General features: G+C 69.4%; 23 protein-coding genes and 4 tRNA genes. 10 read left to right on the forward strand and 17 right to left on the reverse strand.

All coding sequences use genetic code 11. The features are described from left to right. Window positions 1-78: 78 nt before the first annotated feature. A complete protein-coding gene (gene thrS / locus RWH44_RS09545) occupies window positions 79-2,064 on the reverse strand; it encodes a threonine--tRNA ligase (protein ID WP_316004399.1) in 1,986 nt (661 codons plus the stop codon). An 82-nt stretch (window positions 2,065-2,146) separates the two neighbouring features. Here thrS and RWH44_RS09550 point away from each other — a divergent pair, with 82 nt between their 5' ends. After that, window positions 2,147-3,298, forward strand: coding sequence for an SLC13 family permease (locus RWH44_RS09550; protein ID WP_316004400.1), 1,152 nt, complete (start codon window positions 2,147-2,149; stop codon window positions 3,296-3,298). Between the two features lie 3 nt (window positions 3,299-3,301). On the opposite strand, the gene RWH44_RS09555 is transcribed toward RWH44_RS09550, so the two are convergent. From RWH44_RS09555 to RWH44_RS09565, 3 genes are all read right to left on the reverse strand, one after another. Continuing rightward, the gene (locus tag RWH44_RS09555; RefSeq protein WP_264630796.1) at window positions 3,302-3,694 is read right to left on the reverse strand and encodes a TIGR03618 family F420-dependent PPOX class oxidoreductase; all 393 of its coding nucleotides are present in this window, start codon (window positions 3,692-3,694) and stop codon (window positions 3,302-3,304) included. 40 nt (window positions 3,695-3,734) lie between these two features. Next, window positions 3,735-4,118, reverse strand: coding sequence for a DUF7882 family protein (locus RWH44_RS09560; protein ID WP_316004401.1), 384 nt, complete (start codon window positions 4,116-4,118; stop codon window positions 3,735-3,737). Between the two features lie 194 nt (window positions 4,119-4,312). Beyond that, window positions 4,313-4,726, reverse strand: coding sequence for a PPOX class F420-dependent oxidoreductase (locus tag RWH44_RS09565; RefSeq protein ID WP_316004402.1), 414 nt, complete (start codon window positions 4,724-4,726; stop codon window positions 4,313-4,315). A gap of 130 nt (window positions 4,727-4,856) precedes the next feature. Between RWH44_RS09565 and RWH44_RS09570 the strand changes: the two genes are divergently transcribed. Then, window positions 4,857-5,039 (forward strand): hypothetical protein, encoded by a 183-nt coding sequence (locus RWH44_RS09570; protein ID WP_316004403.1) that lies wholly within the window; start codon window positions 4,857-4,859, stop codon window positions 5,037-5,039. 609 nt (window positions 5,040-5,648) lie between these two features. Here the strand turns inward: RWH44_RS09570 and RWH44_RS09575 are convergent. The 3 genes from RWH44_RS09575 to RWH44_RS09585 all read right to left on the reverse strand — a co-directional run bounded on the left by RWH44_RS09575 (window position 5,649) and on the right by RWH44_RS09585 (window position 5,959). Beyond that, window positions 5,649-5,720, reverse strand: a tRNA-Val gene (locus RWH44_RS09575). Window positions 5,721-5,747: 27 nt separating this feature from the next. Then, window positions 5,748-5,818 (reverse strand) — tRNA-Cys (locus RWH44_RS09580). Window positions 5,819-5,886: 68 nt separating this feature from the next. Continuing rightward, window positions 5,887-5,959, reverse strand: a tRNA-Gly gene (locus RWH44_RS09585). A 151-nt stretch (window positions 5,960-6,110) separates the two neighbouring features. Between RWH44_RS09585 and RWH44_RS09590 the strand changes: the two genes are divergently transcribed. Next, window positions 6,111-6,186, forward strand: a tRNA-Val gene (locus tag RWH44_RS09590). A 492-nt stretch (window positions 6,187-6,678) separates the two neighbouring features. Here RWH44_RS09590 and RWH44_RS09595 read toward each other — a convergent pair. The 3 genes from RWH44_RS09595 to zapE all read right to left on the reverse strand — a co-directional run bounded on the left by RWH44_RS09595 (window position 6,679) and on the right by zapE (window position 9,769). Further along, complete coding sequence (locus RWH44_RS09595; protein ID WP_316004404.1) at window positions 6,679-7,218, reverse strand: type II toxin-antitoxin system PemK/MazF family toxin; 540 nt, start codon at window positions 7,216-7,218, stop codon at window positions 6,679-6,681. Between the two features lie 72 nt (window positions 7,219-7,290). After that, window positions 7,291-8,565 carry an ammonium transporter gene (locus tag RWH44_RS09600; RefSeq protein ID WP_316004405.1) on the reverse strand — a complete coding sequence of 425 codons (1,275 nt, stop codon included), beginning with the start codon at window positions 8,563-8,565 and terminating at the stop codon, window positions 7,291-7,293. Window positions 8,566-8,731: 166 nt separating this feature from the next. Next, a complete protein-coding gene (zapE, locus tag RWH44_RS09605; protein WP_316004406.1) occupies window positions 8,732-9,769 on the reverse strand; it encodes a cell division protein ZapE in 1,038 nt (345 codons plus the stop codon). A gap of 118 nt (window positions 9,770-9,887) precedes the next feature. On the opposite strand from zapE, the gene RWH44_RS09610 reads away from it, so the two are divergent. Together RWH44_RS09610 and RWH44_RS09615 are read left to right on the forward strand one after the other, a co-directional pair. After that, entirely contained in the window at window positions 9,888-10,790 is a 903-nt protein-coding gene (locus RWH44_RS09610; protein ID WP_316004407.1) for a sulfurtransferase, read from the forward strand. Between the two features lie 34 nt (window positions 10,791-10,824). Beyond that, window positions 10,825-11,265, forward strand: coding sequence for a SufE family protein (locus RWH44_RS09615; RefSeq protein WP_316004408.1), 441 nt, complete (start codon window positions 10,825-10,827; stop codon window positions 11,263-11,265). Window positions 11,266-11,322: 57 nt separating this feature from the next. On the opposite strand, the gene RWH44_RS09620 is transcribed toward RWH44_RS09615, so the two are convergent. Next, the gene (locus tag RWH44_RS09620) at window positions 11,323-12,531 is read right to left on the reverse strand and encodes an alpha/beta hydrolase family protein (RefSeq protein WP_316004409.1); all 1,209 of its coding nucleotides are present in this window, start codon (window positions 12,529-12,531) and stop codon (window positions 11,323-11,325) included. A gap of 25 nt (window positions 12,532-12,556) precedes the next feature. Between RWH44_RS09620 and RWH44_RS09625 the strand changes: the two genes are divergently transcribed. The 4 genes from RWH44_RS09625 (at window position 12,557) to RWH44_RS09640 (ending at window position 17,751) form a co-directional block, all read left to right on the forward strand. Continuing rightward, window positions 12,557-13,147 (forward strand): DUF3000 domain-containing protein, encoded by a 591-nt coding sequence (locus RWH44_RS09625; protein ID WP_298872831.1) that lies wholly within the window; start codon window positions 12,557-12,559, stop codon window positions 13,145-13,147. Continuing rightward, window positions 13,140-14,336, forward strand: coding sequence for a ribonuclease D (locus RWH44_RS09630; RefSeq protein ID WP_316004410.1), 1,197 nt, complete (start codon window positions 13,140-13,142; stop codon window positions 14,334-14,336). The genes RWH44_RS09625 and RWH44_RS09630 overlap by 8 nt, the downstream gene beginning before the upstream one ends. Before the next feature lie 71 nt (window positions 14,337-14,407). Next, complete coding sequence (locus RWH44_RS09635) at window positions 14,408-15,616, forward strand: thiolase family protein (RefSeq protein ID WP_316004411.1); 1,209 nt, start codon at window positions 14,408-14,410, stop codon at window positions 15,614-15,616. Next, entirely contained in the window at window positions 15,613-17,751 is a 2,139-nt protein-coding gene (locus tag RWH44_RS09640) for a 3-hydroxyacyl-CoA dehydrogenase NAD-binding domain-containing protein (protein ID WP_316004412.1), read from the forward strand. Before RWH44_RS09635 ends, RWH44_RS09640 begins: the two co-directional genes overlap by 4 nt. A gap of 211 nt (window positions 17,752-17,962) precedes the next feature. Here the strand turns inward: RWH44_RS09640 and dxs are convergent, their stop codons facing one another. The 5 genes from dxs to dut all read right to left on the reverse strand — a co-directional run bounded on the left by dxs (window position 17,963) and on the right by dut (window position 24,921). Then, window positions 17,963-19,912, reverse strand: coding sequence for a 1-deoxy-D-xylulose-5-phosphate synthase (gene dxs, locus RWH44_RS09645; protein WP_316004413.1), 1,950 nt, complete (start codon window positions 19,910-19,912; stop codon window positions 17,963-17,965). 201 nt (window positions 19,913-20,113) lie between these two features. After that, complete coding sequence (gene acnA / locus RWH44_RS09650) at window positions 20,114-22,954, reverse strand: aconitate hydratase AcnA (protein WP_316004414.1); 2,841 nt, start codon at window positions 22,952-22,954, stop codon at window positions 20,114-20,116. 133 nt (window positions 22,955-23,087) lie between these two features. Next, window positions 23,088-23,843, reverse strand: a complete 756-nt coding sequence (locus tag RWH44_RS09655; protein WP_316004415.1) for a DUF3159 domain-containing protein — start codon at window positions 23,841-23,843, stop codon at window positions 23,088-23,090. Next, complete coding sequence (locus RWH44_RS09660; protein WP_298872820.1) at window positions 23,840-24,469, reverse strand: DUF3710 domain-containing protein; 630 nt, start codon at window positions 24,467-24,469, stop codon at window positions 23,840-23,842. Before RWH44_RS09660 ends, RWH44_RS09655 begins: the two co-directional genes overlap by 4 nt. Then, window positions 24,466-24,921, reverse strand: a complete 456-nt coding sequence (dut, locus tag RWH44_RS09665; protein ID WP_298872819.1) for a dUTP diphosphatase — start codon at window positions 24,919-24,921, stop codon at window positions 24,466-24,468. The genes RWH44_RS09660 and dut overlap by 4 nt, the downstream gene beginning before the upstream one ends. A 12-nt stretch (window positions 24,922-24,933) precedes the next feature. On the opposite strand from dut, the gene RWH44_RS09670 reads away from it, so the two are divergent. After that, on the forward strand, window positions 24,934-25,425 hold the full coding sequence (locus RWH44_RS09670) for a DUF3093 domain-containing protein (RefSeq protein WP_298873147.1): 492 nt from the start codon (window positions 24,934-24,936) through the stop codon (window positions 25,423-25,425). On the opposite strand, the gene RWH44_RS09675 is transcribed toward RWH44_RS09670, so the two are convergent. After that, complete coding sequence (locus tag RWH44_RS09675) at window positions 25,400-25,693, reverse strand: DUF4193 domain-containing protein (RefSeq protein WP_056231545.1); 294 nt, start codon at window positions 25,691-25,693, stop codon at window positions 25,400-25,402. The genes RWH44_RS09670 and RWH44_RS09675 overlap by 26 nt on opposite strands. Window positions 25,694-25,807: the final 114 nt, after the last annotated feature.

Genomic DNA, 25,807 nt, shown 5'->3' on the forward strand with positions numbered 1-25,807 from the left:
CGTCGGTGGTGGGCGCCCCGGATGCCGCCGCGTCGGTCGCGGACGTCGACTCCCCCGCGACGGCTTCCGGGTCGTTCGTCACGCGAGGTCCTCCGCGGTGTTCACGAGCGCGCGCCCGCTGATCGCTCCGGTGATGCGCGCGACGGCCTCGTCGACCGGGATGCCGTTGAGCTGGGTGCCGTCGCGGAAGCGGAACGAGACCGTGCCGTTCGAGCGGTCCTGCTCGCCGGCGATCAGCATGAGCGGCACCTTCTGCGTGGTGTGCGTGCGGATCTTCTTCTGCATGCGGTCGTCGCTGTGATCGGCCTCGGCGCGGACGCCCCGGGCCTTCAGATCGGCGACGATCCCCTGGAGGTAGTCACCGTACTCGGCGGCCACCGGCACGGCCACGACCTGCACGGGGGCGAGCCACACCGGGAAGGAGCCCGCGTAGTGCTCGAGCAGGATCGCGAAGAATCGCTCGACCGAGCCGAACAGGGCGCGGTGGATCATCACCGGGCGGTGCTTCTCCCCGTCGGGGCCGGTGTATTCGAGCTCGAAGCGCTCGGGCTGGTTGAAGTCGAGCTGGATCGTCGACATCTGCCACGTGCGGCCGATCGCATCGCGCGCCTGCACCGAGATCTTCGGGCCGTAGAACGCGGCTCCGCCCGGGTCGGGGACGAGTTCGAGGCCGGAGGCCTCGGCGACCTCGCGCAGGGTCTCGGTCGCCTCGGTCCAGAGGGCGTCGTCGCCGATGAACTTCGGGTTGCCCTCCTCCTTCGTCGACAGCTCCAGGTAGAAGTCGTTCAGACCGTAGTCGCGCAGCGTCTGCAGCACGAAGTCGAGGCTGTGCGTCAGCTCGCCCTTCACCTGGTCGGCGGTGACGTAGATGTGCGTGTCGTCCTGGGTCATGCCGCGCACGCGCGTGAGGCCCGCGAGGGTTCCGCTCTTCTCGTAGCGGTAGACCGAGCCGAACTCGCTGAGGCGCAACGGGAGTTCGCGATAGCTGCGTCCGCGCGAGCGGAAGATCAGGTTGTGGAACGGGCAGTTCATGGGCTTCAGGTAGTACTCCTGGCCCTCCCGCGACACGTGCCCGTCGGCATCCACCACCTCGTCGAGCACCATCGGGGGGTACATGCCGTCGGCGTACCACTGGAGGTGGCCGCTGGTCATGAACAGGTCGCCCTTGGTGATGTGCGGGGTGTTGACGACGTCGTAGCCGTTCGCGAGCAGGCGCTCGCGCATGTACCGCTCGATCTCGTAGCGGATGATGCCGCCCTTGGGGTGGAACACCGCCAGGCCCGGCCCGATCTCGTCGGGGAACGAGAAGAGGTCGAGTTCCTTGCCGAGCTTGCGGTGGTCGCGCTTCGCGGCCTCCTCGAGGCGGTGCTGGTAGGCGCGGAGTTCGTCCTTCGTGGGCCACGCGGTGCCGTAGATGCGCTGCAGCTGCGGGTTCTTCTCGCTGCCACGCCAGTAGGCGCCGGCGATGCGGGTGAGGTCCCACCCGTTGCCGATCAGGCGCGTTCCGGGCACGTGCGGACCGCGGCACAGGTCTTTCCACGCGGTCTCGCCGTCGCGGGTGACGTTGTCGTAGATGGTCAGCTCTCCGGCTCCGACCTCGACGGACGCACCCTCGGCGGCTTCGGCGGACCCGCCCTTGAGGCCGATGAGCTCGAGCTTGAACGGCTCGTCGGCGAGCTCGGCTCGCGCCTCGTCGTCGGTGACGACACGGCGTACGAACCGCTGGTTCTCGCGGACGATGCGCTCCATCTCCTTCTTGATGACCTTGAGGTCGTCGGGGGTGAAGGGCTCGTCGACCTGGAAGTCGTAGTAGAAGCCGTCGGTGACGGGCGGGCCGATGCCCAGGTTGGCCTGGGGCTTGACACGCTGGACGGCCTGGGCGAGAACGTGCGCCGTGGAGTGGCGGAGGATCGAGAGCCCGTCGGCGCTGTCGATGGTGACCGGCTCGACCTGATCGTCGGCCCTCACGGTCGTGGCCAGGTCTTTCAGCTCCCCGTTGACGCGCAGAGCGACGACCGAACGGTCAGGGAAGAGGGCGAAGCCATCGGCGGGGAAATCAGTCACAGAACATCTCCTGAAGGGGTCGGTTCCAGGCTACCGGGCGGGCGTGGCCTCGATCGCACCGGACGTGCCCCATAGTGGAGCGGTGACTCTGGCCATCATCGGCGGCGTGCTCTGGATCCTCGGGATCGTCGCGCTGCTCACCGGCGCCTTCCCCGCCGACGACGCCCTCGCCGTGGCCGACCGCGTCTGGCCCATCCTGCTGTTCGTTGTCGCCGTCACGATCGTGGCGGAGTTGGCGTCGAAGGCGGGCCTGTTCGACGTCGTGGCGGCGCGCCTCGCGCGGATCGCCCGCGGGCGCACGGCGCTGCTCTGGGCCCTCGTCGTGCTGCTGGCGACGGTGGCGACCGCCTTCCTCTCCCTCGACACCACCGCGGTGCTGCTCACGCCCGTCGTGGTCGCGATGGCGGTGGCGCGCAAGATGGACCCGCTGCCGTTCGCCTTCGTGACGGTGGTGCTGGCGAACACCGCCTCGCTGGTGCTGCCGGTGTCGAACCTCACCAACCTGTTGGCATCCGAGGCCCTCGGCGGTGGTCACGACCCCGTCGCGTTCCTCGTGCTGCTCGGGCCGTCGGCGCTCATCGCGATCGCGGTCTCGGTGATCGTGCTCACGGTGGTCTTCCTGCGGCGTCTGCCGAAGACGTACCCGGATGCCGCGCCCCCGGCCGTGTCCGATCCGATCCTGCTGCGGGTGGCCGGCGTGGTGACCCTGGCCCTGCTTCCTCTGCTCGTTGTGGGGCTGGAGCCCTGGATGCCGGCCGTCGCGGCCGCCGTGGTGCTCATCGTGGCGTTCGCCCTGCGCGCGCCGAAGGCACTCGGCATCCGTCTGGTGCCGTGGTCGCTGCTGGTGTTCGCGGGCGGACTCTTCCTCGCCGTCGGCGCTCTCGAGGCCCTCGGCAGCGGGAGGGTCATGTCGGTGCTCGCGGGGACCGGAGACGACCTCGGATCGCTGTGGCAGCTCGCGGGGGTCGGCGCGCTGGTCGCGAACGGGATCAACAACCTCCCCGCCTACCTCGCCCTCGAGTCGGTCGCGGGTTCGCCCGAGCGCCTCGCCGCGCTGCTCATCGGCGTCAACGCCGGCCCGATCGTCACCCCCTGGGCGTCTCTCGCGACGCTGCTGTGGCACGACCGTCTCGTGGCAGCCGGCATCGAGGTGCGCTGGAGCCGCTTCATCGCGCTGGGCGCCGTGATCGCCCCGCTGATCCTGCTGCTGGGCGTCCTTCCGCTCGTTCTCTGAGCGTCAGTCCTCGTACGTCCGCGACCACGCCTTGCGCGGCTCGATGAACCAGACCGCCAGCCCTTCGCGCAGTCCGTAGGGCTCGCCTGTGTAGAGCGTCGAGATGCGATCGACGAACGGCAGCGCGGCGTCGCCGTCGATGCGCTCGACCGCCTCTCCGCGGACGAACGCCATCGCGTACGGGTTGTCGGCGCCGGTCACCGAGACGGCGACCCGGGGGTCGCGGCGGATGTTGCGGTCTTTCAGGGTGTCGACCTCGGTGAAGATCATGAGGCGATCCCCGTCGACCCCCACCCACAACGGGATGCCGTGCGGTGAGCCGTCCGGCATCAGCGTGGACAGGTGGGCGACGGCGTTCGTCTCGAAGAAGGGCTTGGCGTCGTTCCAGGCGGTCATACGGGAGGGAACGAGTGCGAGGTCGGGTGGCATTCCCGTCTCAGGTCTGCGCCGGGGCCTGATACTGCTCGTTCGGAACCTCGCGGAAGACCATCTCGGGTCGTTGCGCGCTCTCGCGCGGCGGGAAGTCGTCGGGTTCGGGGATGACGTAGAGCCCGCGTCCGGAGTTGGCGTTGTACGTGAGCGCGTGCAGCCAGGCGGGGCTCAGCTGCGGGGTGCGGCTGCCGTGGTACTTGAACACGAGCGAGACATTGGGGTGGATGTACACGGTGGTGCGTCCTCCCCCGGTGCTGATGTCGTCCTTCCAGGTGAAGGGGAAGGACTCGCCGCGCCGGACCTTCGCCATGATCACCGCCTGGAGGTGCGCGAGGAGCCGGTCCTCGAAGTCGACTTTGATGTCGCCGTCGTAGATGAATTTGCCCATGATGACCCCCGAGGCGATCCGCCTCCCGGTGGTGCGCATCTCCAGGCGAGAAAGGCAACGCGATCGACCGGAGGCGCAACGCCGTCTCCGTGAGCACTGTCCCCCGCCGGCTCCGCGCACGCAAACCCCCTTGCTTCCGCATCGTTCGGCGGGTAGCGCATGGCGCAACGCGGCCAGCAGCCGCGACCGACGTGTCAGTCGGTGCGCGAGATCCGCAGGATGACGCGATCGCCCGGTTTGCGCTGGATGCGGCGGACGAGAGCCTCGAAGCCGAGGATCGCGCGGTACTGCAGCCCGTATTTGCGGCGCAGGGCCGTGTCGGCTCGGGCGTCGTCGGTGGCGGGGCCGGCGACGCGCCCGTTCGCCTCGACGGTGATGGCGTCCGGCTCGACCGCACCCATCCTGCTGCATGGGCGCAGCACGACGCGGGAGTCGTTGCGCAGCCGTTTGACCTTGCCCGTGGTCCGCTCGCTCGTGACGACGAGCTCGTCTCCGTCGCGCGCGATCCACACCGGCACGGCGACGAGGGCTCCGTTCTTTCGGTAGGTGCCGAGGGAGACGAAGGGCGACGAGGCGATCTCGCGCCAGTGGGTGTCAGGGACCGTCATGGCTTCACGCTAGCGCCGCCCGGCCGACCTCCTCGGGGGTTGCGGCCGCACCGGAGGTGGAGGCCGGTTTACGAAGACTCCGTATGGGAGCGCTTCCATACGCGCTCCGCGGACCCGTACGCTCGCGGTCATGGGGAGCTATGACGTCCCGCAGGTGGGGCCTGTGGTCGTGTCGCTGGAGACGTACCGGTTCGGGTTGACCACCGAATCGTTGACGACCTTGACGTCGGTCCGTCGGCCCGATGGCAGGGCGTTGGACGTCGTCGACGAGGAGCGCGTGGCGCAGTACCTCGAAAGCATCGACGTGATCTGAGGCTTCCGGTTGTGCGCGGCCTATGCCGAACCTCAACGTCGGCGCAAGGAAAGCGCAACAGTGCCACAAGAGCGGCGGATTCGTGTCCCCCTTTCGGTGGACATGGGTTAGCGTCGTCTCGTTCCCGCCGCCAGGCACTCCGCAGCCCCCCTTACTGGCGGCGGGAACAACCACTCCCTCGGTTCTTCCCGTGAACCCGGCGATGCGGGGATGATTTCGTCGACGAGGACGCGCCCACGCCGCGCCGCCACCCGCCTTCGCGTATCGTGCCCGCTTCATCGCCGGTGTCGCGTGATCGGCGCCGGTCTCCGCGTGCTCGCGCCGGGACGTCGGCGCGGCGAGAAGGGGCTGAGCTGCACGTGTTCAATGGCGCAGGGTTGTCTCGCGCCGGCCGCCCCTCCCCCGCGTTCGATCGCCGGGGAGCCCGGTGTCGAACCACTCGGGACCCCGCTGTCGATCCCGGCCGGACCGGCCTGGCGGGGTGATCGCCACGCGCGAGCGCGATTTCAGCCGACGGGCGCGTCTGCGCTGACGCATCGGACGACCGCCATCGAGCCGCGCCGCCCGGGCATACGAAAAAACCCCCGGCGAGCCGGGGGTTTCATTCGGTGCGCGATACTGGGATCGAACCAGTGACCTCTTCCGTGTCAGGGAAGCGCGCTACCGCTGCGCCAATCGCGCCTATACAGGCTGTTCTATTGTGAGGCGAGGTGGCGACGGGATTCGAACCCGTGTAAACGGCTTTGCAGGCCGGTGCCTAGCCGCTCGGCCACGCCACCGTGATGTGGTTCGACCCACGTGTCGTGATCTGTCCGCCAGCCACGCTGACAACAGTTCCCTCCACTCGAGCGGATGACGAGACTCGAACTCGCGACCCCAACCTTGGCAAGGTTGTGCGCTACCAACTGCGCTACATCCGCATTTCGTTCCCGGGGCTTGCCCCGAGCACTCGTAAGACATTACCCGATCTGAGCGCGGGCGCAAAACGAGGTGCGCCCCGCGCGTGTCTTTCGGATTGGTCGGAAGCACCGTCCGGCATCCGGTACGATCGTTGAGTCCCGTTCGGGATGCGGGCGATTGGCGCAGTTGGTAGCGCGCTTCCTTCACACGGAAGAGGTCATCAGTTCGAGTCTGGTATCGCCCACCACAGAAGGCCCTCGGTTCGCCGGGGGCCTTCGTCGTTCCCCGCACCGCCGTGCCACGGTGTCGCGCCGCACTCGCCCGCCGGTGAGCCGCCTCCACCTGGCGCCCGCATGGTCTCGACGTCACCCTCAATGGGGAACGTTCTCGGTTCTCCCCGCGCAGCGACACGATCAGGCAGGCAGGCACACGAACGATCGCGTCGAGCTCGCGGTAGCCGCGGGCGGCACAACGACGGATGCCGCGTCCGACGCGCCGCGTTCGAGCGCGGGTGCTGTGGCGTGTCACTGTGACGACCCGCCGTTGTGCGCGATCCAGTCGCCCCGCCGCGGACCAGGTCGATCTGAGGTGTCGAATCGTCACCGCTCCAGGATGCGATCACCCTCGATGAGGTGGGGGGATGGGACCCGGAAAGGTCCAGGACCTCCGGGGCAGGCGGGTCCGCGCTGGGCTGTCGCGCACGGGCGCCGACCACGCGGTCCTTCCATCGGGCCGTCGGTCAGCCGCGGGTCCACCCGTACCGGGCCGACAGCGCCGCCGCCACGGCATCGAACCTCTTGCGATCCAGAGCCGCGGCCTCGCGCCGCACACCCGAGTCGTGCACCAGGTACACCTGTTCCACATCCACCCACGAGGGTCGACGCTGCGGGTCCCACTCCCCCGTGCCGAGAGGCAGGTACTGCCGGTCGCCGTCGTGCGGCTTGCTGGTCAGGCGCACGGCGTAGGAGCGGGTGGCATCCGCTCGACCGAGGATGAGCACCGGGCGGTCCTTCCCTCGACCGTCGCGCTCCTCGTACGGGACCCACGTCCAGACGATCTCGCCCCCGTCGGGCGCACCGTCGCGCTCGGGGGCGTACGACAGCGTCAGACGCCGCGGAGGATCGACCTCGACGGTCTCGGTCACCGACGGCGCGTCAGGGCGCGAGGTGGGCCGTGTGGGCGCCGGAGAGGGGCGCGAAGGGCGGGTAGAGGGCGTCGTGGCCGAACCGGACCGGAAGAGGCCCAGCAACGCCGACAGCACGCGAGAGGTCGTTCCCATACGGCCCACCCTAGACACGCGGAACGGGGCGCCACCGACGAATCGGCGACGCCCCGTTCGGGGTGAGCGGTGTCAGCCGCGCACGTCGGAGAGCACGTAGCCCTCCTCGCCGTGCACGACGGTGTCGATACCGGCGATCTCGTCCTCGTTCTTCACGCGGAAGCCGATCGTCTTCTCGATCGCGAAACCGATGACGAAGGCCAGCACGAACGAGTACGCCAGCACCGCGAGGGCGGCGATCGCCTGGACGATCAGCTGGTTGAACGAGCCGCTGTAGATCAGGCCCGAGGTGTTCGCGAAGATGCCGAGGTACAGCGTTCCGAGCAGACCGCCGACGAGGTGGATGCCGACCACGTCGAGCGAGTCGTCGAAGCCGAGCTTGAACTTCAGCTCGATCGCCAGGGCGCAGACCGCACCGGCGAGCAGGCCCAGGACGATGGCCCAGAACGGCGTCAGGGCGGCGCAGGCGGGGGTGATCGCGACCAGACCCGCGACGGCACCGGAGGCGGCGCCGACCGAGGTGGGCTTGCCGTCCTTGATCTTCTCGACGATCAGCCAGGCCAGGAGGGCTGCGGCGGGAGCGGCGATGGTGTTGACGAAGGCGAGAGCCGCGGTGCCGTCGGCAGCGAGCTCCGAACCGGCGTTGAAGCCGAACCAGCCGAACCACAGCAGACCCGCGCCGAGGAGCACGAACGGCGGGTTGTGGGGGACGTGAGCGCCCTTCTGGAACCCGACGCGCTTGCCGAGCACGAGCGCAAGGGCGAGGGCGGCGGCACCGGCGTTGATGTGCACCGCGGTTCCACCGGCGAAGTCGATCGCACCGACGCCGAAGACGTCCTGCATACCGTGGGTGATCCAGCCGCCGTACGAGAACGAGGCGTCATCGGCCAGGCCGAAGTTGAAGACCCAGCTGGCGACCGGGAAGTAGACCACGGTGGCCCAGATGCCGGCGAAGATCATCCACGCGCCGAACTTGGCGCGGTCGGCGATGGCGCCCGAGACCAGGGCGACGGTGATGATGGCGAAGGTGGCCTGGAAGGCGACGAAGGCGAGCGGCGGGTACGCCGCGCCTTCGGGCGTCTCGAGGACGCCGGCGAGGCTGAAGTTGCTGGGGTCGATCGCCCACGGGAACTGGGTGGTTCCCTCTTCGGTGGTCGGGAACGCGATCGAGTAGCCGTAGAGCACCCACAGGACCCCCATGAGGCCCATGGCGCCGAAGCTCATCATCATCATGCTGATGACGCTCTTGGCCTTGACGAGACCGCCGTAGAAGAACGCGAGTCCTGGCGTCATGAGCAGCACGAGTGCCGCTGCTATCAGGATGAATGCGGTGTTGCCTTGATCCATCTCGGAGGGAACCTCTCTGCAGGGACGCAGGTGTAGCGTCGGGTCCCCTCAGTGTTCACAGTCGCGGTTACCATCGCCGTTCGTCCCGTGTTTCGCGAAGGTTACAGCCGCGGCTCTCCGGTAAACATCGCGTTTCGTGCCCATGAGAGGCACTGATGAACCGGCCTCAGGAGTGAGTCAGCGCGACCAGGCGCGAGACCGCGCGAAGGTACTTCTTGCGGTATCCGCCCGCCAGCATCTCGTCGCTGAAGACGGTGTTCAGTGCCACGCCCGTGGCGCGGATCGGGATCTGCGCGTCGTACGCGCGGTCGACGAAGGCGACCAGGCGAAGGGCGGCCGACTGATCGTGCAGCACCTGCACGTCGCGCAGCCCGATGACCCCCACACCGTCGATGAGGCGGATGAAGCGCGACGGGTGCACACGGGCCAGGTGTCCGACGAGGTCGGCGAACACGTCGTCGGATGCCACGCTTCCCGCCGAGGCGGTCTTCAGCGCGGCGCGGTAGTCGTCGTCGGAGAGCACCTTGGCCTCTCCGTCGATCGCGCGCTGGCGGAAGTCGGTGCCGTCGATGCGGATGGTGCGGAAGCTGTCGGCCATCGACTGGATCTCGCGGAGGAAGTCCTGCGCCGCGAAGCGTCCCTCCCCCAGGGCGTTCGGCGGAGTGTTCGAGGTCGCTGCGAGTCGGGTTCCGGATGCCACGAGCTCGCCGAGCAGTCGCGTCATGACCATCGTGTCGCCGGGGTCGTCGAGCTCGAATTCGTCGATGCACAGCAGATCGGATCCGCGGAACAGCTCGACGGCCTTGGCGTAGCCGAGCACGCCCACCAGGGCGGTGTACTCGATGAACGAGCCGAAGTACTTCCGACGTGCGGGCATGGCGTGGTAGATCGCGGCGAGCAGGTGGGTCTTTCCGACGCCGAAGCCGCCGTCCAGGTACACGCCCGGCTTGACCGGCGGGGTCTTCTCGGCGCGGCGGAAGAAGCCGCCCTTCTTCGCGGGGGCGGACTGCTTCGCGGCGAAGGCCTGCAGCAGCTCTTTCGCCTCCTGCTGCGAGGGGTAGGCGTCATCCGCCCGGTACGACTCGAAGGTCGCACCGTCGAACTGCGGCGGGGGCACCAGCGCGCTGACCATCTCGGCGCCCGAGACCGCGGGCTCGCGATCGGTGAGGTGGATGAGGCCGGTCGTCGCGGGGGTAGAGGTCATGGCCGTCCTGAGTCCAAGTCTTACGGGGAGGGTGCGTGCCCCTTGCCGCGGATCTAGGGTCGAAGGTGCGGTGTCCACCCTATGCCGCCGCATCCGCCGTACCGACCGAGGAGACACCGTGACCGTCGAGATCGACACCACCTCCCCCAAATTCGCCGAGTACTCCGAGCCCGGACGGCTCGTCACCGGCGAGTGGCTGCAGGAGCGCCTCGGGGCGCCGGGGCTCGTCGTGGTGGAATCCGACGAAGACGTGCTGCTGTACGAGACCGGCCACATCCCGGGAGCGGTCAAGGTCGACTGGCACACCGAGCTCAACGACCCCGTCGTGCGCGACTACGTCGACGGTGCGGGCTTCGCGAAGCTCCTGAGCGCCAAGGGCATCTCGCGCGACGACACGGTCGTCGTCTACGGCGACAAGAACAACTGGTGGGCCGCGTACGCCCTCTGGGTGTTCTCGCTGTTCGGCCACGAGGACGTGCGCCTGCTCGACGGCGGCCGCGACAAGTGGATCTCCGAGGGACGCCCGCTCACGACCGACAAGACCGTCGTCGAGCCCACCGACTACCCCGTCGTCGAGCGCGACGACTCCGTGCTGCGCGCCTACAAGGACGACGTGCTCGCGCACCTCGGCAACCCCCTCATCGACGTGCGCTCCCCCGAGGAGTACTCCGGCGAGCGCACGACTGCCCCTGCGTATCCCGAAGAGGGGGCGCTGCGCGCGGGTCACATCCCGAGCGCGCAGAGCGTGCCGTGGGGCAAGGCGGTCGCGGAGGACGGCGGCTTCAAGTCGCGTGCCGAATTGGAGGCTATCTACCGCGACGGCGCGGGCCTCGCCGACGGCGACAAGATCGTCGCGTACTGCCGCATCGGCGAGCGTTCGAGCCACACGTGGTTCGTGCTGAAGCATCTGCTCGGCTTCGATGACGTGCGCAACTACGACGGGTCGTGGACCGAATGGGGCAGCGCGGTGCGCGTTCCGATCGTCGCCGGGGCGGAGCCGGGAGAGGTCCCCGGACGCTGAGCCCGGCCGCGGTGGGCGTGGGAGGATGACGGAGATGTCCGATAACGCCCTCCCCGCCCGCCTCGCCGAGATCCGCGAGGAATTCCTGGAGCTCGACGAGCCCGACCGTCTGCAGCTGCTGCTGGAGTTCTCGCAGGAGCTGCCCGAGGTGCCCGTGGAGTACGCGGACCACCCCGAGCTCGCCGAGCGCGTCGCGGAGTGCCAGTCGCCGGTGTACATCATCGTCACCGTCGACGACGACGACCGAGTCGCGATGCACGCGACGGCGCCCGCCGAGGCGCCGACCACCCGCGGTTTCGCGAGCATCCTGGCGCAGGGACTGACCGGGTTGAGTGCCGACGAGATGCTCGCCGTCCCTGACGACTTCCCGCAGAGCATCGGGCTCACCCGCGCGGTGAGCCCGCTGCGCATCGCCGGCATGACCGGCATGCTCATGCGCGCGAAGCGTCAGGTGCGCGCCAAGCGCGGCGCCTGATCCGCGAGGGCCCCGGAGCCTGTCCCGGCCATCGCGCCGGGTTCACGGCATCCGGGATCACTCCTCGCGGGTGAGACCCCGCTTGCGCAGCCAGTCCGCGATGGCGTCGGACCACCGCGTCTCGTCGTAATTCCACAGCTTGGTGTGGCGGGCGGTGGTGAAGGTCTCCATCGTCACGAGGTCGGGCCGCGCTGCCGCGAGCGCGTGCGAGGCGTCCGAGGGGACGAAACCGTCGTCGTCGCTGTGGAGGATGAGCACGGGATGCCGCAGGTCGCGGGCGCGGGCGACGACGTCGAGCCGGTCGAGGGGGATCGGTTCGTCGGCACCGAGCACGGCGGCTCCCCAGTTGGAGCGGATCGTGCTCTGCGCCAGCGCGATCACCGGTTCGGGAAGCCGCATCATGCGTCCTTGGAACGCCAGAACCGTGCGCCAGTCCACGACCGGCGAGTCGAGCACGAGCCCGGCGATCACGTCGCCGTGCGGGGACTCGAGGGCCGCCTGCAGGGCGAGCGCTCCCCCCATCGACCAGCCCATGAGGACGATACGGCGCGCGCCGTGGCGTCGGGCGTAGCCGATCGCGGCATCCAGGTCGCGCCATTCCGTGGCGCCGAGGCCGTAGGTGCCCGACGGGCTCCGGGGAGCATCGCCGTCGTTGCGGTACGACACGACGAGGCTCGTGATGCCGAGACCGTGGAAGACCGGAACGGCGCGCAGCGTCTCGGCGCGGGTCGTGCCTCGACCGTGCACCTGGACCACCCAGACGTCGGTGTCCTCCGACGCGGGGAACTCCCACGCGGGACACGCGCCCACCCCGGTCTCGATGTCGACCTCGTGGAACGGCAGGTGCAGCTGCCCGGGCTGGTCGAAGTACCAGCCGCTGAACGCGGCCTCGGGGGCGAGATCGCCGTCGGCGGCGACGTGGGTGAGCAGCTTGCGGGTGACGCTCGCCTCGTCGCTGCCCACGATGGCGCCGAGGCGCAGATACTCGGCCGAGCCGACGGTGAAGAGCCCGTAGCGGCCCGGCAGTGCGGTGTCGGGGGTCCGCGCGAGGGTGATGGTCTGCGCGGCGGCGTCGAGGCGCAGGATGCGGGTGTCGGGGCGGCGGCCGGCCGGGCGCACGACGGTGCGTGCGACGCGCAGCGAAACGGCACCCAGAGCGCCCACCGAGGCGGTCAGGGCGAAGGCCAGGGAGGAGAGGGCGATGCGGAAACCGGTGATGCGGCGCCGCGATGCGCGGGGACCCGCGGCGCGCCTGGGAGCGTTCATCGAGGCCTCACTCTAGTCTGCTGCCGTGAGGGAACATCGCCCGACGGAGGCCGCCGGACCGTTCGCGCGTGCCGCCGAGGAGGTGCGCGCCACGACGTTCCGCGACGACCTCGTGGTGCGGGAGATCCCTTCGCCCGCGGGCCTGGCGCCCTTCTCGCTCGCCCTTGCCGGCGACGTGCGCCCCGAGGAGCACGCCACCGACTCGCCCTTCGGCACCGGTCGCTTCATCCTCCTGCACGACCCCGAGGAGCCCGAGCCCTGGGGCGGGGCCTGGCGCATCGTGTGCTTCGCCCAAGCGCCGCTCGAGCCCGAGATCGGCGTCGACCCGCTGCTCGCCGAGGTCGCCTGGTCGTGGCTCATCGATGCCCTGGACTCGCGCGGGGCCGACCGCCACTCCGAGTCGGGCACCGCCACCAAGACCCTCTCGACCGGTTTCGGCGCTCTCGCCGCGCAGGGCGAGGGGTCGCAGATCGAACTTCGCGCGTCATGGTCGCCGCGCGGTCCCTTCCGCCCGCACCTCGAGGCGTGGGCGGAGCTCGTGTGCATGCTCGCCGGTCTCCCCCCGGGGTCGGAGGGCGTTGCCGTGTTCGGAGCCCGGAGGCCCACGCGTGGTTGAGTACATCGTCATCGAGGATGCCGCGGGGTTCCACGCCGCGTGCGAGGCGCTGGCTGCCGGGACGGGGCCGGTCGCGGTCGACGTCGAGCGCGCCTCGGGGTTCCGCTATTCGCAGCGCGCCTACCTCATCCAGGTCTTCCGTCGTGAGGCCGGGGTCTTCCTCTTCGACCCCACGACCATCGAGGACTTCACGCCGCTGCAGACGGCGATCGGCGACGCCGAATGGGTGTTCCACGCCGCCAGTCAGGACCTCCCGTCGCTCCGGGAGCGCGGGCTCGAGCCCCCGGTGATCTTCGACACCGAACTGGGCTCGCGCCTGCTCGGGCACGAGCGGGTGGGCTTGGGGGCCGTGGTCGAGCAGACCCTCGGCATCACCCTCGCCAAGGCGCACTCGGCGGCCGATTGGTCGACGCGTCCGCTGCCGGCATCCTGGCTCGAATACGCCGCCCTCGACGTCGAGCACCTCATCGACGTGCGCGACGTACTCGTCGCCGAGTTGGAGGAGCAGGAGAAGACGGAGTTCGCGCGGCAGGAGTTCCAGGCGGTGCTCGACCGGCAGCCCAAGCCAGTGCGGGAGGACCCGTGGCGCCGCCTCAGTGGCCTGCACACGGTGCGCGGACGCCGCTCGCTCGCCGTCGCCCGGTCGCTGTGGCAGGCCCGTGAGGACTTCGCCCGCGAGCAGGACGTCGCCCCCGGTCGGCTGGTCCCCGACCGTGCCCTGGTGGCCGCGGTTCTCGCCGACCCGGCGAGCAAGCAGGCGCTGGCGGGGGTCAAGGAATTCAACGGGCGCGCGAGTCGCTCGCAGTTGGACCGATGGTGGAACGCGATCGTCGAGGGCCGCGAGACCGCGGACCTCCCGGCCGACCGGGTCCCCAGCGACACGCTGCCGCCGCCCCGCGCGTGGGCCGACCGCAACCCGGACGCCGACCGGCGTCTCAAGGCTGCGCGGCCCGCCGTCGAGGCGCGGGCGGAAGAGCTGCGGATGCCGACCGAGAACCTGCTCACCCCGGAGACGCTGCGTCGTCTGGCGTGGGCGCCGCCCGCCGAGGTCACCGTCCAGAGTGTCGGAGCAGCTCTCACCGAACTCGGCGCGCGCCCCTGGCAGATTGATCAGACCGCACAGGTGATCGCGGATAGCTTTGTAGCTTCCCTCAACACGGCCGAGGACGCTCCCCCCACCGATTCGTAGGTTCGGACAACCGATTCTCCGCGGTCGGGGTGGCTTCCTAGGCTGGGGTCATCCCAAACTATGGAGGCAGAGTGGCCGAGATGACGGACGTCTTCTTCGTCGACGGAATGCGCACCCCCTTCGGGCGCGCCGGCGAGAAGGGCATGTACTGGAACACCCGCGCCGACGACCTGGTGGTCAAGGCGATCATCGGGTTGATGGAGCGCAACGGCGACGTGCCGAAGGACCGGATCGACGACGTGGCGATCGCCGCGACGTCGCAGACCGGTGATCAAGGACTCACGCTGGGCCGTACGGCGGCGATCCTGGCGGGACTCCCGATGACCGTGCCGGGCCTGGCGATCGAGCGCATGTGCGCCGGCGCCATGACGAGCGTCACGACCATGGGCGCCTCGATCGGCGTCGGCATGTACGACCTCGCCCTCGCGGGCGGTGTCGAGCACATGGGTCGCCACCCCATCGGCGGCAACGTCGACCCCAACCCCCGCTTCGTGGCCGAGAAGCTGGTCGACCCGGGCGCGCTGAACATGGGCGTCACCGCCGAGCGCATCCACGACCGCTTCCCCCACCTGACCAAGGAGCGCGCCGACCGCTTCGGCGCGGCCAGCCAGCACAAGGTGCAGGCCGCGTACGAGGCCGGCAAGATCCAACCCGACCTGGTACCCGTCGCGGTGAAGGATGCCGACGGCGCGTGGGGCCTCGCGACCGAGGACGAGGGGCGCCGCCCCGAGACCACCGTCGAGGGTCTCGCGACGCTCAAGACGCCGTTCCGTCCCCACGGCCGCGTCACCGCCGGTACCTCGTCGCCCCTCACGGACGGCGCGACCATCAGCCTGCTCGCCGGAGCCGACGCGGTGAAGGAGTTCGGCCTCGCTCCCAAGATGCGGATGGTCTCGTTCGCCTTCGCGGGCGTCGAGCCCGAGATCATGGGCATCGGCCCGATCCCCTCGACCGAGAAGGCGCTGAAGAAGGCCGGTCTCACGATCGACGACATCGGCCTGTTCGAGCTGAACGAGGCATTCGCGATCCAGGTGATCTCGCTGCTCGATCACTTCGGCATCGCCGACGACGACCCGCGCGTGAACCCCTGGGGCGGCGCGATCGCGCTGGGCCACCCGCTCGCGGCATCCGGAGTCCGCCTGATGATCCAGCTCGCGGCGCAGTTCGCCGAGCGTCCCGACGTGCGCTACGGCCTCACCGCCATGTGCGTGGGCCTCGGCCAGGGCGGCTCGGTCATCTGGGAGAACCCGTTCTTCGACGGAAAGAAGAAGCGCAAGTGACCGACTACGCATCCATCGACTTCTCGCCCCTCGACGCCCTCACCGGCGACGAGGTGGTGACCCACTCCCCCGTCCGCGACGTGCGCCTGCCCTCGGGCAACGTGCTCGCGCTGATCACGCTCGACAACGGTCGTGACCACACGCGTCCCAACACGCTGGGGCCGGCGACCCTCGCCGAGCTCGGGCGCACGTTCGAGACGTTGAAGGAGCGCGCCGCGAAGGGCGAGATCCACGCGGTCGCGATCACCGGCAAGCAGTACATCCTCGCCGCCGGCGCCGACCTGTCCGACGTCGCGAAGCTGCCCTCGAAGGACGTCGCCCGCCTCATCGCGCAGCGCGGCCACCAGGTGATCGGGTCGCTTTCCGACCTCGGCGTCCCGTCGTTCGCGTTCGTCAACGGCCTCGCCCTGGGTGGCGGTCTCGAGATCGCGCTGAACTCGACCTACCGGACGGTCGACGCCTCAGCCGCGGCCGTCGCGCTGCCCGAGGTGTTCCTCGGCATCATCCCCGGCTGGGGCGGGGCCTACCTGCTGCCGAACCTCATCGGCATCGAGAACGCCCTCGAGGTCGTCATCTCGAACCCGCTCAAGCAGAACCGCATGCTCAAGCCGCAGCAGGCCTTCGACCTCGGGATCATGGATGCCATCTTCCCGGCGGCCTCCTACCTCGAGGACTCGCTGCGCTGGGCCGACGGCGTGCTCACCGGCCGGGTCCGCGTCGAGCGGAAGAACGAGCCGGGCAAGCTCGAGCGCCTGACCAAATGGCCCATCGCGATCAAGATGGCCCGCGGCATGCTCGAGTCCAAGATCGGCACCGTGCCCCGCTCCCCCTACGTCGCACTCGACCTGCTCGACAAGGCCAAGAGCGGTACGAAGGCCGAGGGTTTCGCGCGCGAGGACGAGGCCCTGGCCGACCTCATCACGGGCGATCAGTTCGCGGCATCCATGTACGCCTTCGATCTCGTGCAGAAGCGCGCCAAGCGGCCGGTCGGCGCCCCCGACAAAGCGCTCGCGAAGAAGGTCACCAAGGTCGGCGTCATCGGTGCGGGCCTGATGGCGTCGCAGTTCGCTCTGCTGTTCGTGCGGAAGCTGCGCGTGCCCGTCATCATCACCGACCTCGACCAGGGCCGTGTCGACAAGGGTGTGTCATCCATCCGCGAGGAGATCGGCAAGCTCGAGGCGAAGGGCCGCCTCGACGTCGACACCGCGAACCAGCTCCGCGCCCTCGTGCACGGAACGACGGACCGCGGCGAGTTCGCCGACTGCGACTTCGTCATCGAGGCCGTGTTCGAGGAAGTGGGCGTCAAGCAGGAGGTCTTCTCCGCCATCGAGAAGATCGTCGCCGACGACGCGATCCTCGCCACCAACACCTCGTCGCTCTCGGTCGCCGAGATCGGTTCGGTGCTGCAGAACCCCGAGCGCTTGGTGGGCTTCCACTTCTTCAACCCCGTCGCGGTCATGCCGCTCATCGAGGTCGTGAAGACGGATGCCACGAGCGACGCCGCGCTGTCGACGGCCTTCGTGGTCGCGAAGGGTCTCGGCAAGAACGCCGTGCTCACCGCCGACGCCCCCGGGTTCGTCGTCAACCGCCTCCTGGCCAAGGTCATGGGAGAGGCCGCGCGCGCGGTGTACGAGGGAACGCCGATCACTGTCGTCGAGAAGGCGTTCGCGCCCCTCGGGCTGCCGATGGGGCCGTTCCAGCTCATCGACCTCGTCGGCTGGAAGGTCGCCGCCCACGTGCAGGACACGATGGCGCACGCGTTCCCCGAGCGGTTCTTCTCGTCGGAGAATTTCCACGAGCTCGCAGCTCTCCCCGAGGTCGTCGAGAAGGACAAGGGCGGTCGGGTGACCGGCTGGACGAAGGCCGCGCAGAAGGTGCTCGTCACCGGCAGGACCCCGGTCGCGCCCGAGACGATCCTCGCCCGCGTGCAGGACGGCCTCGCGCAGGAGATCAAGATCATGCTGGAGGAGGGCGTGGTCCCCGAGGTGCAGGACATCGACCTGTGTCTCATCCTCGGCGCCGGTTGGCCCTTCATCGATGGTGGCGCCTCGCCCTACCTCGACCGCGAGGGAGCCTCGCAGCGCGCCTTCGGCGACACGTTCCACCACCCGCCCATCCGCGGCATCGGGGCCTGAGGGTCCTCTCGCGCGACGGCGCCGTCCCCGAGGGGGCGGCGCCGTCGTCGTCCGTGCGGGGCCGGCGTCGCCCGGGCACAGGAGATCGTTCGAGGACAGGGCCGGGCTGGTCGGTGCGGGCCTGTTCCGGCGTGATCGCCTGTGGCGGCGCGGTGGGCGCGGTACGACGAAGGGGCCGGGATGACGGCATCCCGGCCCCTTCGTCCGTGCATCACGGTCGCGACTTCTCCCACTCCTCGATCGTGGGGATCGAGCCGGTGGGCGTCTGGCGGGCCATCGGCACGCGGGTGCCGAGCACCTGGGCCACGACGTCGTGGGCGATCTTGGAAGCCGTGAGGCCGGCATCCTCGAGGATCTGCTCGCGGGTGGCGTGATCGATGAATTCATCGGGGATGCCGAGCTCGTCGACAGCCGTGTCGACACCGGCCTCGCGCAGCACCTGGCGCACGCGCGTTCCGACGCCCCCGACGCGGATCCCGTCTTCGATCGTGATGACGAGACGGTGCTCGCGAGCGAGATCGACGATCGACGGCTGCACGGGGATGGCCCAGCGCGGATCGATGACGGTGGCGCCGATCCCCTGGGCACGCAGGCGCTCGGCGACCTCGAGTGCGAGGTGAACCATCGGCCCGATGCCGACGAGGAGGACGTCTTCGCTCGAGCCGCGGCTGAGCACGTCGACGCCGTCGTGCAGACGCTCGATCGCCTCGACGTCGTCGTTGACCGTGCCCTTGGGGTAGCGCACCACGGTCGGCGCGTCTTCGACGGCGGTGGCCTCGCGGAACACCTCGCGCAGGCGGGCCGCATCACGCGGAGCCGCGATCCGGATGCCGGGCACCAGCTGCAGCATCGCCAGGTCCCAGATGCCGTGGTGGCTCGGGCCGTCGGGACCGGTGACGCCGGCGCGGTCGAGGACGAAGGTCACGCCCGCCTTGTGCAGCGCGACATCCATCATCACCTGATCGAACGCGCGGTTCATGAACGTGGCGTAGATGGCGACGACGGGGTGCAGCCCGCCGAAGGCGAGGCCCGCGGCCGAGGCGACGGCGTGCTGCTCGGCGATGCCGACGTCGTAGACGCGCTCCGGGAAGCGTTCGGCGAACTGCTGCAGACCGGTGGGACGCAGCATGGCGGCGGTCATGGCGATGACGTCGTCGCGCTCGGAGCCCACCTTCACGAGCTCCTCCGCGAAGACGTCGGTCCACTGCGGGCCACCGCCCGATCCGAGGGCCTCGCCCGTGATCGGGTCGATCTTGCCGACGGCGTGGAACTGGTCGGCCTCGTCGCTCATCGCGGGAGCGTATCCGCTGCCCTTGTCGGTGATCGCGTGCACGATGACCGGCGCCCCGTAGGACTTCGCCAGCTCGAGGGTCTCGATGAGCGACTCGAAGTCATGCCCGTCGATCGGCCCGAGGTACTTGATGTCGAGGTTGCTGTAGAGCGCCTCGTTGTTGGTGAAACGCGAGAGGAAGCCGTGGGTGCCACCGCGCACACCGCGGTACACGGCACGGGCCGCCGGGCCCAGCCGGCGGAACAGGGTGTCGGAGCCGCGGTGCAGGGTGCGGTAGGCCTCGTTCGTGCGCACGCGGTTGAGGTAGCGGGCCATGCCGCCGATGGTGGGGGCGTAGGAACGGCCGTTGTCGTTGACGACGATCACGAGGTTGCGGTCGTTGTCGTCACTGATGTTGTTCAGCGCCTCCCACGTCATCCCGCCCGTGAGGGCACCGTCGCCCACGACGGCGACGACGTGGCGGTCGCGGCGACCGGTGCGGCTGAACGCGCGCGACACACCGTCGGCCCAGCTGAGGGAGCTCGAGGCGTGCGAGGACTCCACGACGTCGTGCTCGCTCTCGGAACGCTGCGGGTAGCCGGCGAGGCCGCCGCGCGAGCGGAGTTTCTCGAAGTCCTGACGACCGGTGAGGATCTTGTGCACGTAGGACTGGTGCCCGGTGTCGAAGATGATGGGGTCGGCGGGGGAATCGAAGACCTTGTGGAGGGCGATCGTCAGCTCGACGACGCCGAGGTTCGGACCGAGGTGCCCGCCGGTGCGGGCGACGTTCTCGACGAGGAAGGACCGCACCTCGGCCGCGAGCTGACGCAGCTCGTCGGGGGTCAGGTCATCGAGATCACGGGGGCCGTGGATGCCGGGTAGGAGAGCCATGAGACTCCTCTCGTGCGGGGCGCGCAGGGGTCTGCGCGTCTGTCGATTCTAGTCTCCGGGGGTGCGGAGGGCCCGGCAACGGCTTGCCGATCGGAGTCGAGTAGTGTTCGCTCCCCCGCCCGCGGAGCGCTCGCGGGAGAGCCTCGGAAACGACAGGTGCCCCGGGAGCGCGAGGCTCCCGGGGCACCTGAGGTCGGTCGCTCAGACGAGCGAACGCAGCACGTACTGCAAGATGCCGCCGTTGCGGTAGTAGTCGGCTTCACCGGGGGTGTCGATGCGGACCACGGCGTCGAACGTGATGGTCTGCTTGCCCTCGGGCGAGAATTCGCTCGGCTCGGCGGTGACCTTCACGGTCTTGGGCGTGACGCCCTCGTTGAGCTGCTCGATGCCCTCGATCGAGACGATCTCGGTGCCGTCCAGGCCCAGCGACTTCCAGCTCTCGCCGGCCGGGAACTGCAGCGGGACGACGCCCATGCCGATGAGGTTCGAGCGGTGGATGCGCTCGAAGCTCTCGGTGATGACCGCCTTCACGCCGAGGAGGTTCGTACCCTTGGCCGCCCAGTCGCGCGACGAGCCCGAGCCGTACTCCTTGCCGCCGAAGATCACCAGCGGGGTGCCCTGCGCCTGATAGTTCTGGCTCGCGTCGTAGATGAACGACTGCGGTCCGCCGGGCTGGGTGAAGTCACGGGTGTAGCCGCCCTCGACGACCGCGCCGTCGTTGACCGCCGCCGTGAGCTCGTTCTTCAGGCGGATGTTGGCGAACGTGCCGCGGATCATGACCTCGTGGTTTCCACGGCGCGAGCCGTAGGAGTTGAAGTCCTTCTGCGCGACGCCGTGCTCGGTCAGGTACTGTGCGGCGGGGGTGCCCGCCTTGATGTTGCCGGCCGGGCTGATGTGGTCGGTCGTGACCGAGTCGCCGAGGGTCGCCATCACGCGCGCACCGGTGATGTCGCTGACCGGCGAGGGCTCCATCGACATGCCGTCGAAGTAGGGGGCCTTGCGCACGTAGGTCGAGTCGGCATCCCATTCGAAGACGGGGCCGGTGGGCGTGGGCAGGTTCTTCCAGCGCTCGTCGCCCTCGAAGACGGTGGCGTACTGCTGGATGAACTGCTCTCGCGAGATGGAGGCGTCGATGATGGTCTGCACCTGGTCGGGCGCGGGCCAGATGTCCTTCAGGAAGACGTCGTCGCCGTTCTGGTCCTTGCCGAGGGCGTCGGTCTCGAAGTCGAAGTTCATCGACCCGGCGAGGGCGTAGGCGACGACCAGCGGCGGGGAGGCCAGGTAGTTCATCTTCACGTCGGGGCTGATGCGGCCCTCGAAGTTGCGGTTTCCCGAGAGGACCGCCGTGACGGCGAGGTCGTTCTCGTTGATCGCCTCGGAGACCTCCTCGATGAGGGGGCCCGAGTTGCCGATGCAGATCGTGCAGCCGTAGCCGACGGTGTAGAAGTCGAGGCCCTCGAGCGCCTTGTCGAGACCGGACTTCTCGTAGTAGTCGGTGACGACCTTCGACCCGGGTCCGAGCGTCGTCTTGACCCACGGCTTGCGCTTCAGGCCCTTGTCGACGGCGTTCTTGGCGAGCAGACCCGCCGCGATCATGACCGAGGGGTTGGAGGTGTTGGTGCACGAGGTGATCGCCGCGAGGGTGACCGCGCCGTTGTCGAGCAGGTAGGACTGACCGTCGGGCGTGGTGACCTTGACGGGGTTAGACGCGTTCGCGGGGTGCCCCGACGAGATGAGCACCTCGGTCTCGGTGACCTCCTCGTGCTCCTCGCCGGGAACCGAGCCCGGGTCGGATGCCGGGAACGTGCCGTCGACCTCGAGGTCGACGATCGAGTCGGAGACCGACGAGCCGGCGTAGTTGAGGATGTCCTTCTCGAACTGGTTCTTGGCCTCGGACAGCAGGATGCGGTCCTGAGGGCGCTTCGGACCGGCGATCGAGGGCACGACGGTCGAGAGGTCGAGCTCCATGAACTCGCTGAAGACGAGCTCGCGGGCCGGGTCGTGCCAGAGCTTCTGCTCCTTGGCGTACGCCTCGACGAGGGCGACGGTCTGCTCGTCACGGCCGGTGAGGCGCAGGTAGTCGAGCGTGACGTCGTCGATCGGGAACATCGCGGCGGTCGAGCCGAACTCGGGGCTCATGTTGCCGATGGTGGCGCGGTTGGCCAGGGGCACGGACGCGACGCCCTCGCCGTAGAACTCGACGAACTTGCCGACCACGCCGTGCTGGCGCAGCATGTCGGTGATCGTGAGCACCACGTCGGTCGCGGTGACGCCCGCGGGGATCTCGCCGCTGAGCTTGAAGCCGACCACGCGCGGGATGAGCATCGACACGGGCTGGCCGAGCATCGCGGCCTCGGCCTCGATGCCGCCGACGCCCCAGCCGAGCACGCCGAGGCCGTTGACCATGGTGGTGTGCGAGTCGGTGCCGACGCAGGTGTCGGGGTAGGCGCGGAGCACGCCGTCGACCGAGCGGTCGTAGATGACCTTGGCCAGGTGCTCGATGTTGACCTGGTGGACGATGCCCGTGCCCGGGGGCACGACCTTGAAGTCGTCGAATGCCGTCTGGCCCCAGCGGAGGAACTGGTACCGCTCGCCGTTGCGCTCGTACTCGATCTCGACGTTGCGCTCGAGGGCGTTCTCGCTGCCGAACAGATCGGCGATGACCGAGTGGTCGATGACCATCTCGGCGGGCGAGAGCGGGTTGATCTTGTTGGGGTCGCCGCCGAGGGCGGTCACGGCCTCGCGCATGGTGGCGAGGTCGACGATGCAGGGCACACCGGTGAAGTCCTGCATGACCACGCGGGCCGGGGTGAACTGGATCTCGGTGTCGGGGTCGGCCGTGGGGACCCACGAGCCGAGCGCCTCGATCTGCTCCTTGGTGACGTTGGCGCCGTCCTCCGTGCGGAGGAGGTTCTCGAGCAGCACCTTCAAGCTGAAGGGGAGCTTCTCGTGACCGGCGACCGTGTCGATCCGGAAGATCTCGTAGTCGGTGCTGCCGACCGTCAGGGTGCTCTTTGCACCGAAGCTGTCAACCGTGGACACGATCGTCTCCTTCGTCGGCGAATGCGCAGGCGTCGGCCCGCATTTCTCCATCTTCCCCGCGCTGCGCGGCCGATGCCAGGAAGGTCGGCCTAACCGATCGGGGAGACGGATTTATCTTGATGTCAAGATAATATCAGGACTCTCGGCGTGGGGAGAGAGAACGCACCACGAGCCACGTCACGGCCAGCATCGGTGCGAACAGGGGCAGGCCCATCACGATCTTCAGCGTGCCGAGCGCGGTGACGTCACCCGCGAAGTAGAGCGGGAGCTGGACGGCCAGGCGCGCCGCGAAGAGCCCCGCCCAGGCGACCGAGAGCCACGTGTACGCCCGCTTCTTGCGGCGATCCGCCCGCCAGCGCGTGCCCTCGCCCAGCAGATACCCCGCGGCCAGGCCGATCAGGGGCCAGCCCACGAGCGCCGAGACGAGGAACGCCGTGCCGTAGGCGCCGTTGGTGAAGAAGCCCAGCACGAAGTTGTCCTGGCCGCGGCCCGTGACCAGGGCCAGCACGGCGGCTCCGACCGTGGCCAGAAGGCCGCCGATGGCCGCGCTCGGGGGCGACTTCGCCACCAGTCGGGCGACGGTGAACACCACGGCGAGACCGACGGACACGCCGAGGCTCAGGAGCAGATTGCCCTGTCGCGTTTCGGGGTCGATCGTGACGGTGAAGAGCACGACGAACGCGAGCGACGGCAGGACCGACTCCAGGATGCCGCGCCACCCGCCCATCGCGGACCACACCGCGGCCCCCGTGCTGCCGTGCGCAGCGGGGTCGAGGCCGGCGCGGCGGGCGGCGCCACCGAGGGCGGCTCCCACGCTCTCCGCCGCGGACGGCGGCTCCAACGGGACGCGGTCGGCGTCGGACGCCGGGCGGGAGGACTCCTCGCTCATGCCGTTCCGGGGCTCGACGGCATCCGGAGGGGGATGAGGTCGCGCGGCGGCATGGGCGACGAACCGCGGACGACCACGATCGAGCGGAAGAGGTCTTCGACGGCGGCGGCGGCCTCGACGTCGCTCGTCGCCGCTCCCCCGACCACGCCGCGCAGGAACCAGCGCGGTCCGTCGACGCCCACGAAGCGCGCGAGACGCTTTCCTGCGCCGTCCGGCCCCGCCATGACGGGGACTTCGGCGAGGAGCTCGGGACCCAGGGGGCCTTCGCGCTCCTCGACGCGTCCACCCTGCTGCTTCACCTGCTGACGGATCTGCTCGCGGGTCTCCTCCCACAGTCCGCTGGTGCGCGGAGCGGCGAAGGGCTGCACCTGCAGCGTGGAGTCGGCGTAGTCGAGTCCGACCGCGACGATGCGCTTGGTCTGCTCCTCGACCTCGAGACGCAGGTTCAGTCCTTCCCGCGGGAGGATCTTGATGCCGCCCAGGTCGATGTAGGGGCGTACGGGGTTGGCCTCGGCCTCGTCGAACGGTCCGGCGCTGTCGCGGTCGAGCGGTGCGCTCTTGGCGGGGGGCGCGAGGTCGGTCCCGGGCTCTTCGGCCTCGGGTGTGGTCTGAGACGCGTCGGTCATCGGGTGCTCCCTTGCAGGCTCTGGTATCCGCTCGATCCGAAGCCGCCTTCGCCGCGCACGCTGTCGGGGAGTTCGTCGACGGGGACGAAGCGCACGGGTGGGACGGGCATCACGATGAGCTGGGCGATGCGGTCTCCGACCGCGATGTCGTAGGCCTCTTCGAGGTCGGTGTTCAGCAGTGCGACCTTGATCTCGCCGCGGTAGCCGGCGTCGATCGTGCCGGGCGCGTTGACGATGGTGATCCCGTGCTTGGCCGCCAGTCCGCTGCGCGGCACCACGAAGGCGGCGAAGCCCTCAGGCAGTGCGATGCGGACGCCGGTGCCGACGAGAGCGCGCCGCCCGGGTTCGAGTCGGACCGCCTCCGCGGAGGTCAGGTCGGCGCCGGCGTCGCCGGGGTGGGCGAAGACCGGGGGCTCGGATGCGACAATTGGGACGTCCACCGTTTCGGTCACCCCATGAGGGTAATGCAGAAGAGGGGGTGCGGCATCCGCACCGCAGCCGACTACCGAGAGCGTCTCAGCCCGTCGCTGTGGGCGCTCGTCGCCGCCGCCGTGTGCGGCCCGATGGCCGCCGTCGTCTTCTCGCCGCTCGACACGACGCTGGCGCTATTCATCGGTCTCGTCGTGTCGGTGGCGATCGTCGTGGGGCTCCTCGCGATCTCACCCGTCGTCGAGGTCCGAGATGGTGAACTGCGCGCCGGTCGTGCGCACATCCCCGTGGAATTCCTGGGTGTTCCCGCCGGGGTCGTCGCCGAGGAAGCCCGTACGGCCCGTGGGAGTGGTCTCGACCATCGGGCCTGGCATGTCATCCGGGGCGGGATCGACGGCATCGTCACGGTTCCCGTGACCGATCCCGACGACCCGACCCCGTCGTGGGTGGTGTCCACCCGCACGCCGGATCGCCTGGTCGCGGCGATCCAGCGCGCTCAGGTCAGGCTGCGCACTCCAGGCAGATGAAGCCGGGGCCGCTCTCCTCCGCGATCTGGGAGCGGTGCTTCACGAGGAAGCAGTTCATGCAGGTGAACTCGTCTTCCTGCGGGGGCAGGACGACGACATCGAGCTCGATGTCGGAGAGGTCGGCGCCGGGCAGTTCGAAGCCCGAGGGGTTGTCGGCATCCTCGTTGTCGATCGACCCCGACGCCTTGTCGGGCACGCGCTCCTTGAGGGCCTCGATCGACTCGCTGTCGTCCTCGGTCTTGCGCGGTGCGTCGTAATCGGTTGCCATGCGTGCGGGTCTCTACTTCCGGTTTTCGTGGTGCTGTGCCCCATCGGGTGCCCGATCGGGCGGCCATAGTTTGCATGACGCGTCTGCGATAAGCAAATGCTCGCGAGTGCGCGT

This window comes from Microbacterium phycohabitans (assembly GCF_032464935.1).
Lineage (GTDB): Bacteria > Actinomycetota > Actinomycetes > Actinomycetales > Microbacteriaceae > Microbacterium > Microbacterium phycohabitans.

Excerpts from the sequence above, each read along its gene's own strand:
- RWH44_RS09555 (WP_264630796.1), bottom strand. The coding sequence starts at position 3,694 with ATGACCGCCTGGAACGACGCCAAGCCCTTCTTCGAGACGAACGCCGTC.
- RWH44_RS09560 (WP_316004401.1), bottom strand. The coding sequence starts at position 4,118 with ATGGGCAAATTCATCTACGACGGCGACATCAAAGTCGACTTCGAGGAC.
- RWH44_RS09565 (WP_316004402.1), bottom strand. The coding sequence starts at position 4,726 with ATGACGGTCCCTGACACCCACTGGCGCGAGATCGCCTCGTCGCCCTTC.
- RWH44_RS09570 (WP_316004403.1), top strand. The coding sequence starts at position 4,857 with ATGGGGAGCTATGACGTCCCGCAGGTGGGGCCTGTGGTCGTGTCGCTG.
- RWH44_RS09595 (WP_316004404.1), bottom strand. The coding sequence starts at position 7,218 with ATGGGAACGACCTCTCGCGTGCTGTCGGCGTTGCTGGGCCTCTTCCGG.
- RWH44_RS09600 (WP_316004405.1), bottom strand. The coding sequence starts at position 8,565 with ATGGATCAAGGCAACACCGCATTCATCCTGATAGCAGCGGCACTCGTG.
- zapE (WP_316004406.1), bottom strand. The coding sequence starts at position 9,769 with ATGACCTCTACCCCCGCGACGACCGGCCTCATCCACCTCACCGATCGC.
- RWH44_RS09615 (WP_316004408.1), top strand. The coding sequence starts at position 10,825 with ATGTCCGATAACGCCCTCCCCGCCCGCCTCGCCGAGATCCGCGAGGAA.
- RWH44_RS09620 (WP_316004409.1), bottom strand. The coding sequence starts at position 12,531 with ATGAACGCTCCCAGGCGCGCCGCGGGTCCCCGCGCATCGCGGCGCCGC.
- dxs (WP_316004413.1), bottom strand. The coding sequence starts at position 19,912 with ATGGCTCTCCTACCCGGCATCCACGGCCCCCGTGATCTCGATGACCTG.
- RWH44_RS09655 (WP_316004415.1), bottom strand. The coding sequence starts at position 23,843 with ATGAGCGAGGAGTCCTCCCGCCCGGCGTCCGACGCCGACCGCGTCCCG.
- RWH44_RS09660 (WP_298872820.1), bottom strand. The coding sequence starts at position 24,469 with ATGACCGACGCGTCTCAGACCACACCCGAGGCCGAAGAGCCCGGGACC.
- RWH44_RS09670 (WP_298873147.1), top strand. The coding sequence starts at position 24,934 with ATGCAGAAGAGGGGGTGCGGCATCCGCACCGCAGCCGACTACCGAGAG.
- RWH44_RS09675 (WP_056231545.1), bottom strand. The coding sequence starts at position 25,693 with ATGGCAACCGATTACGACGCACCGCGCAAGACCGAGGACGACAGCGAG.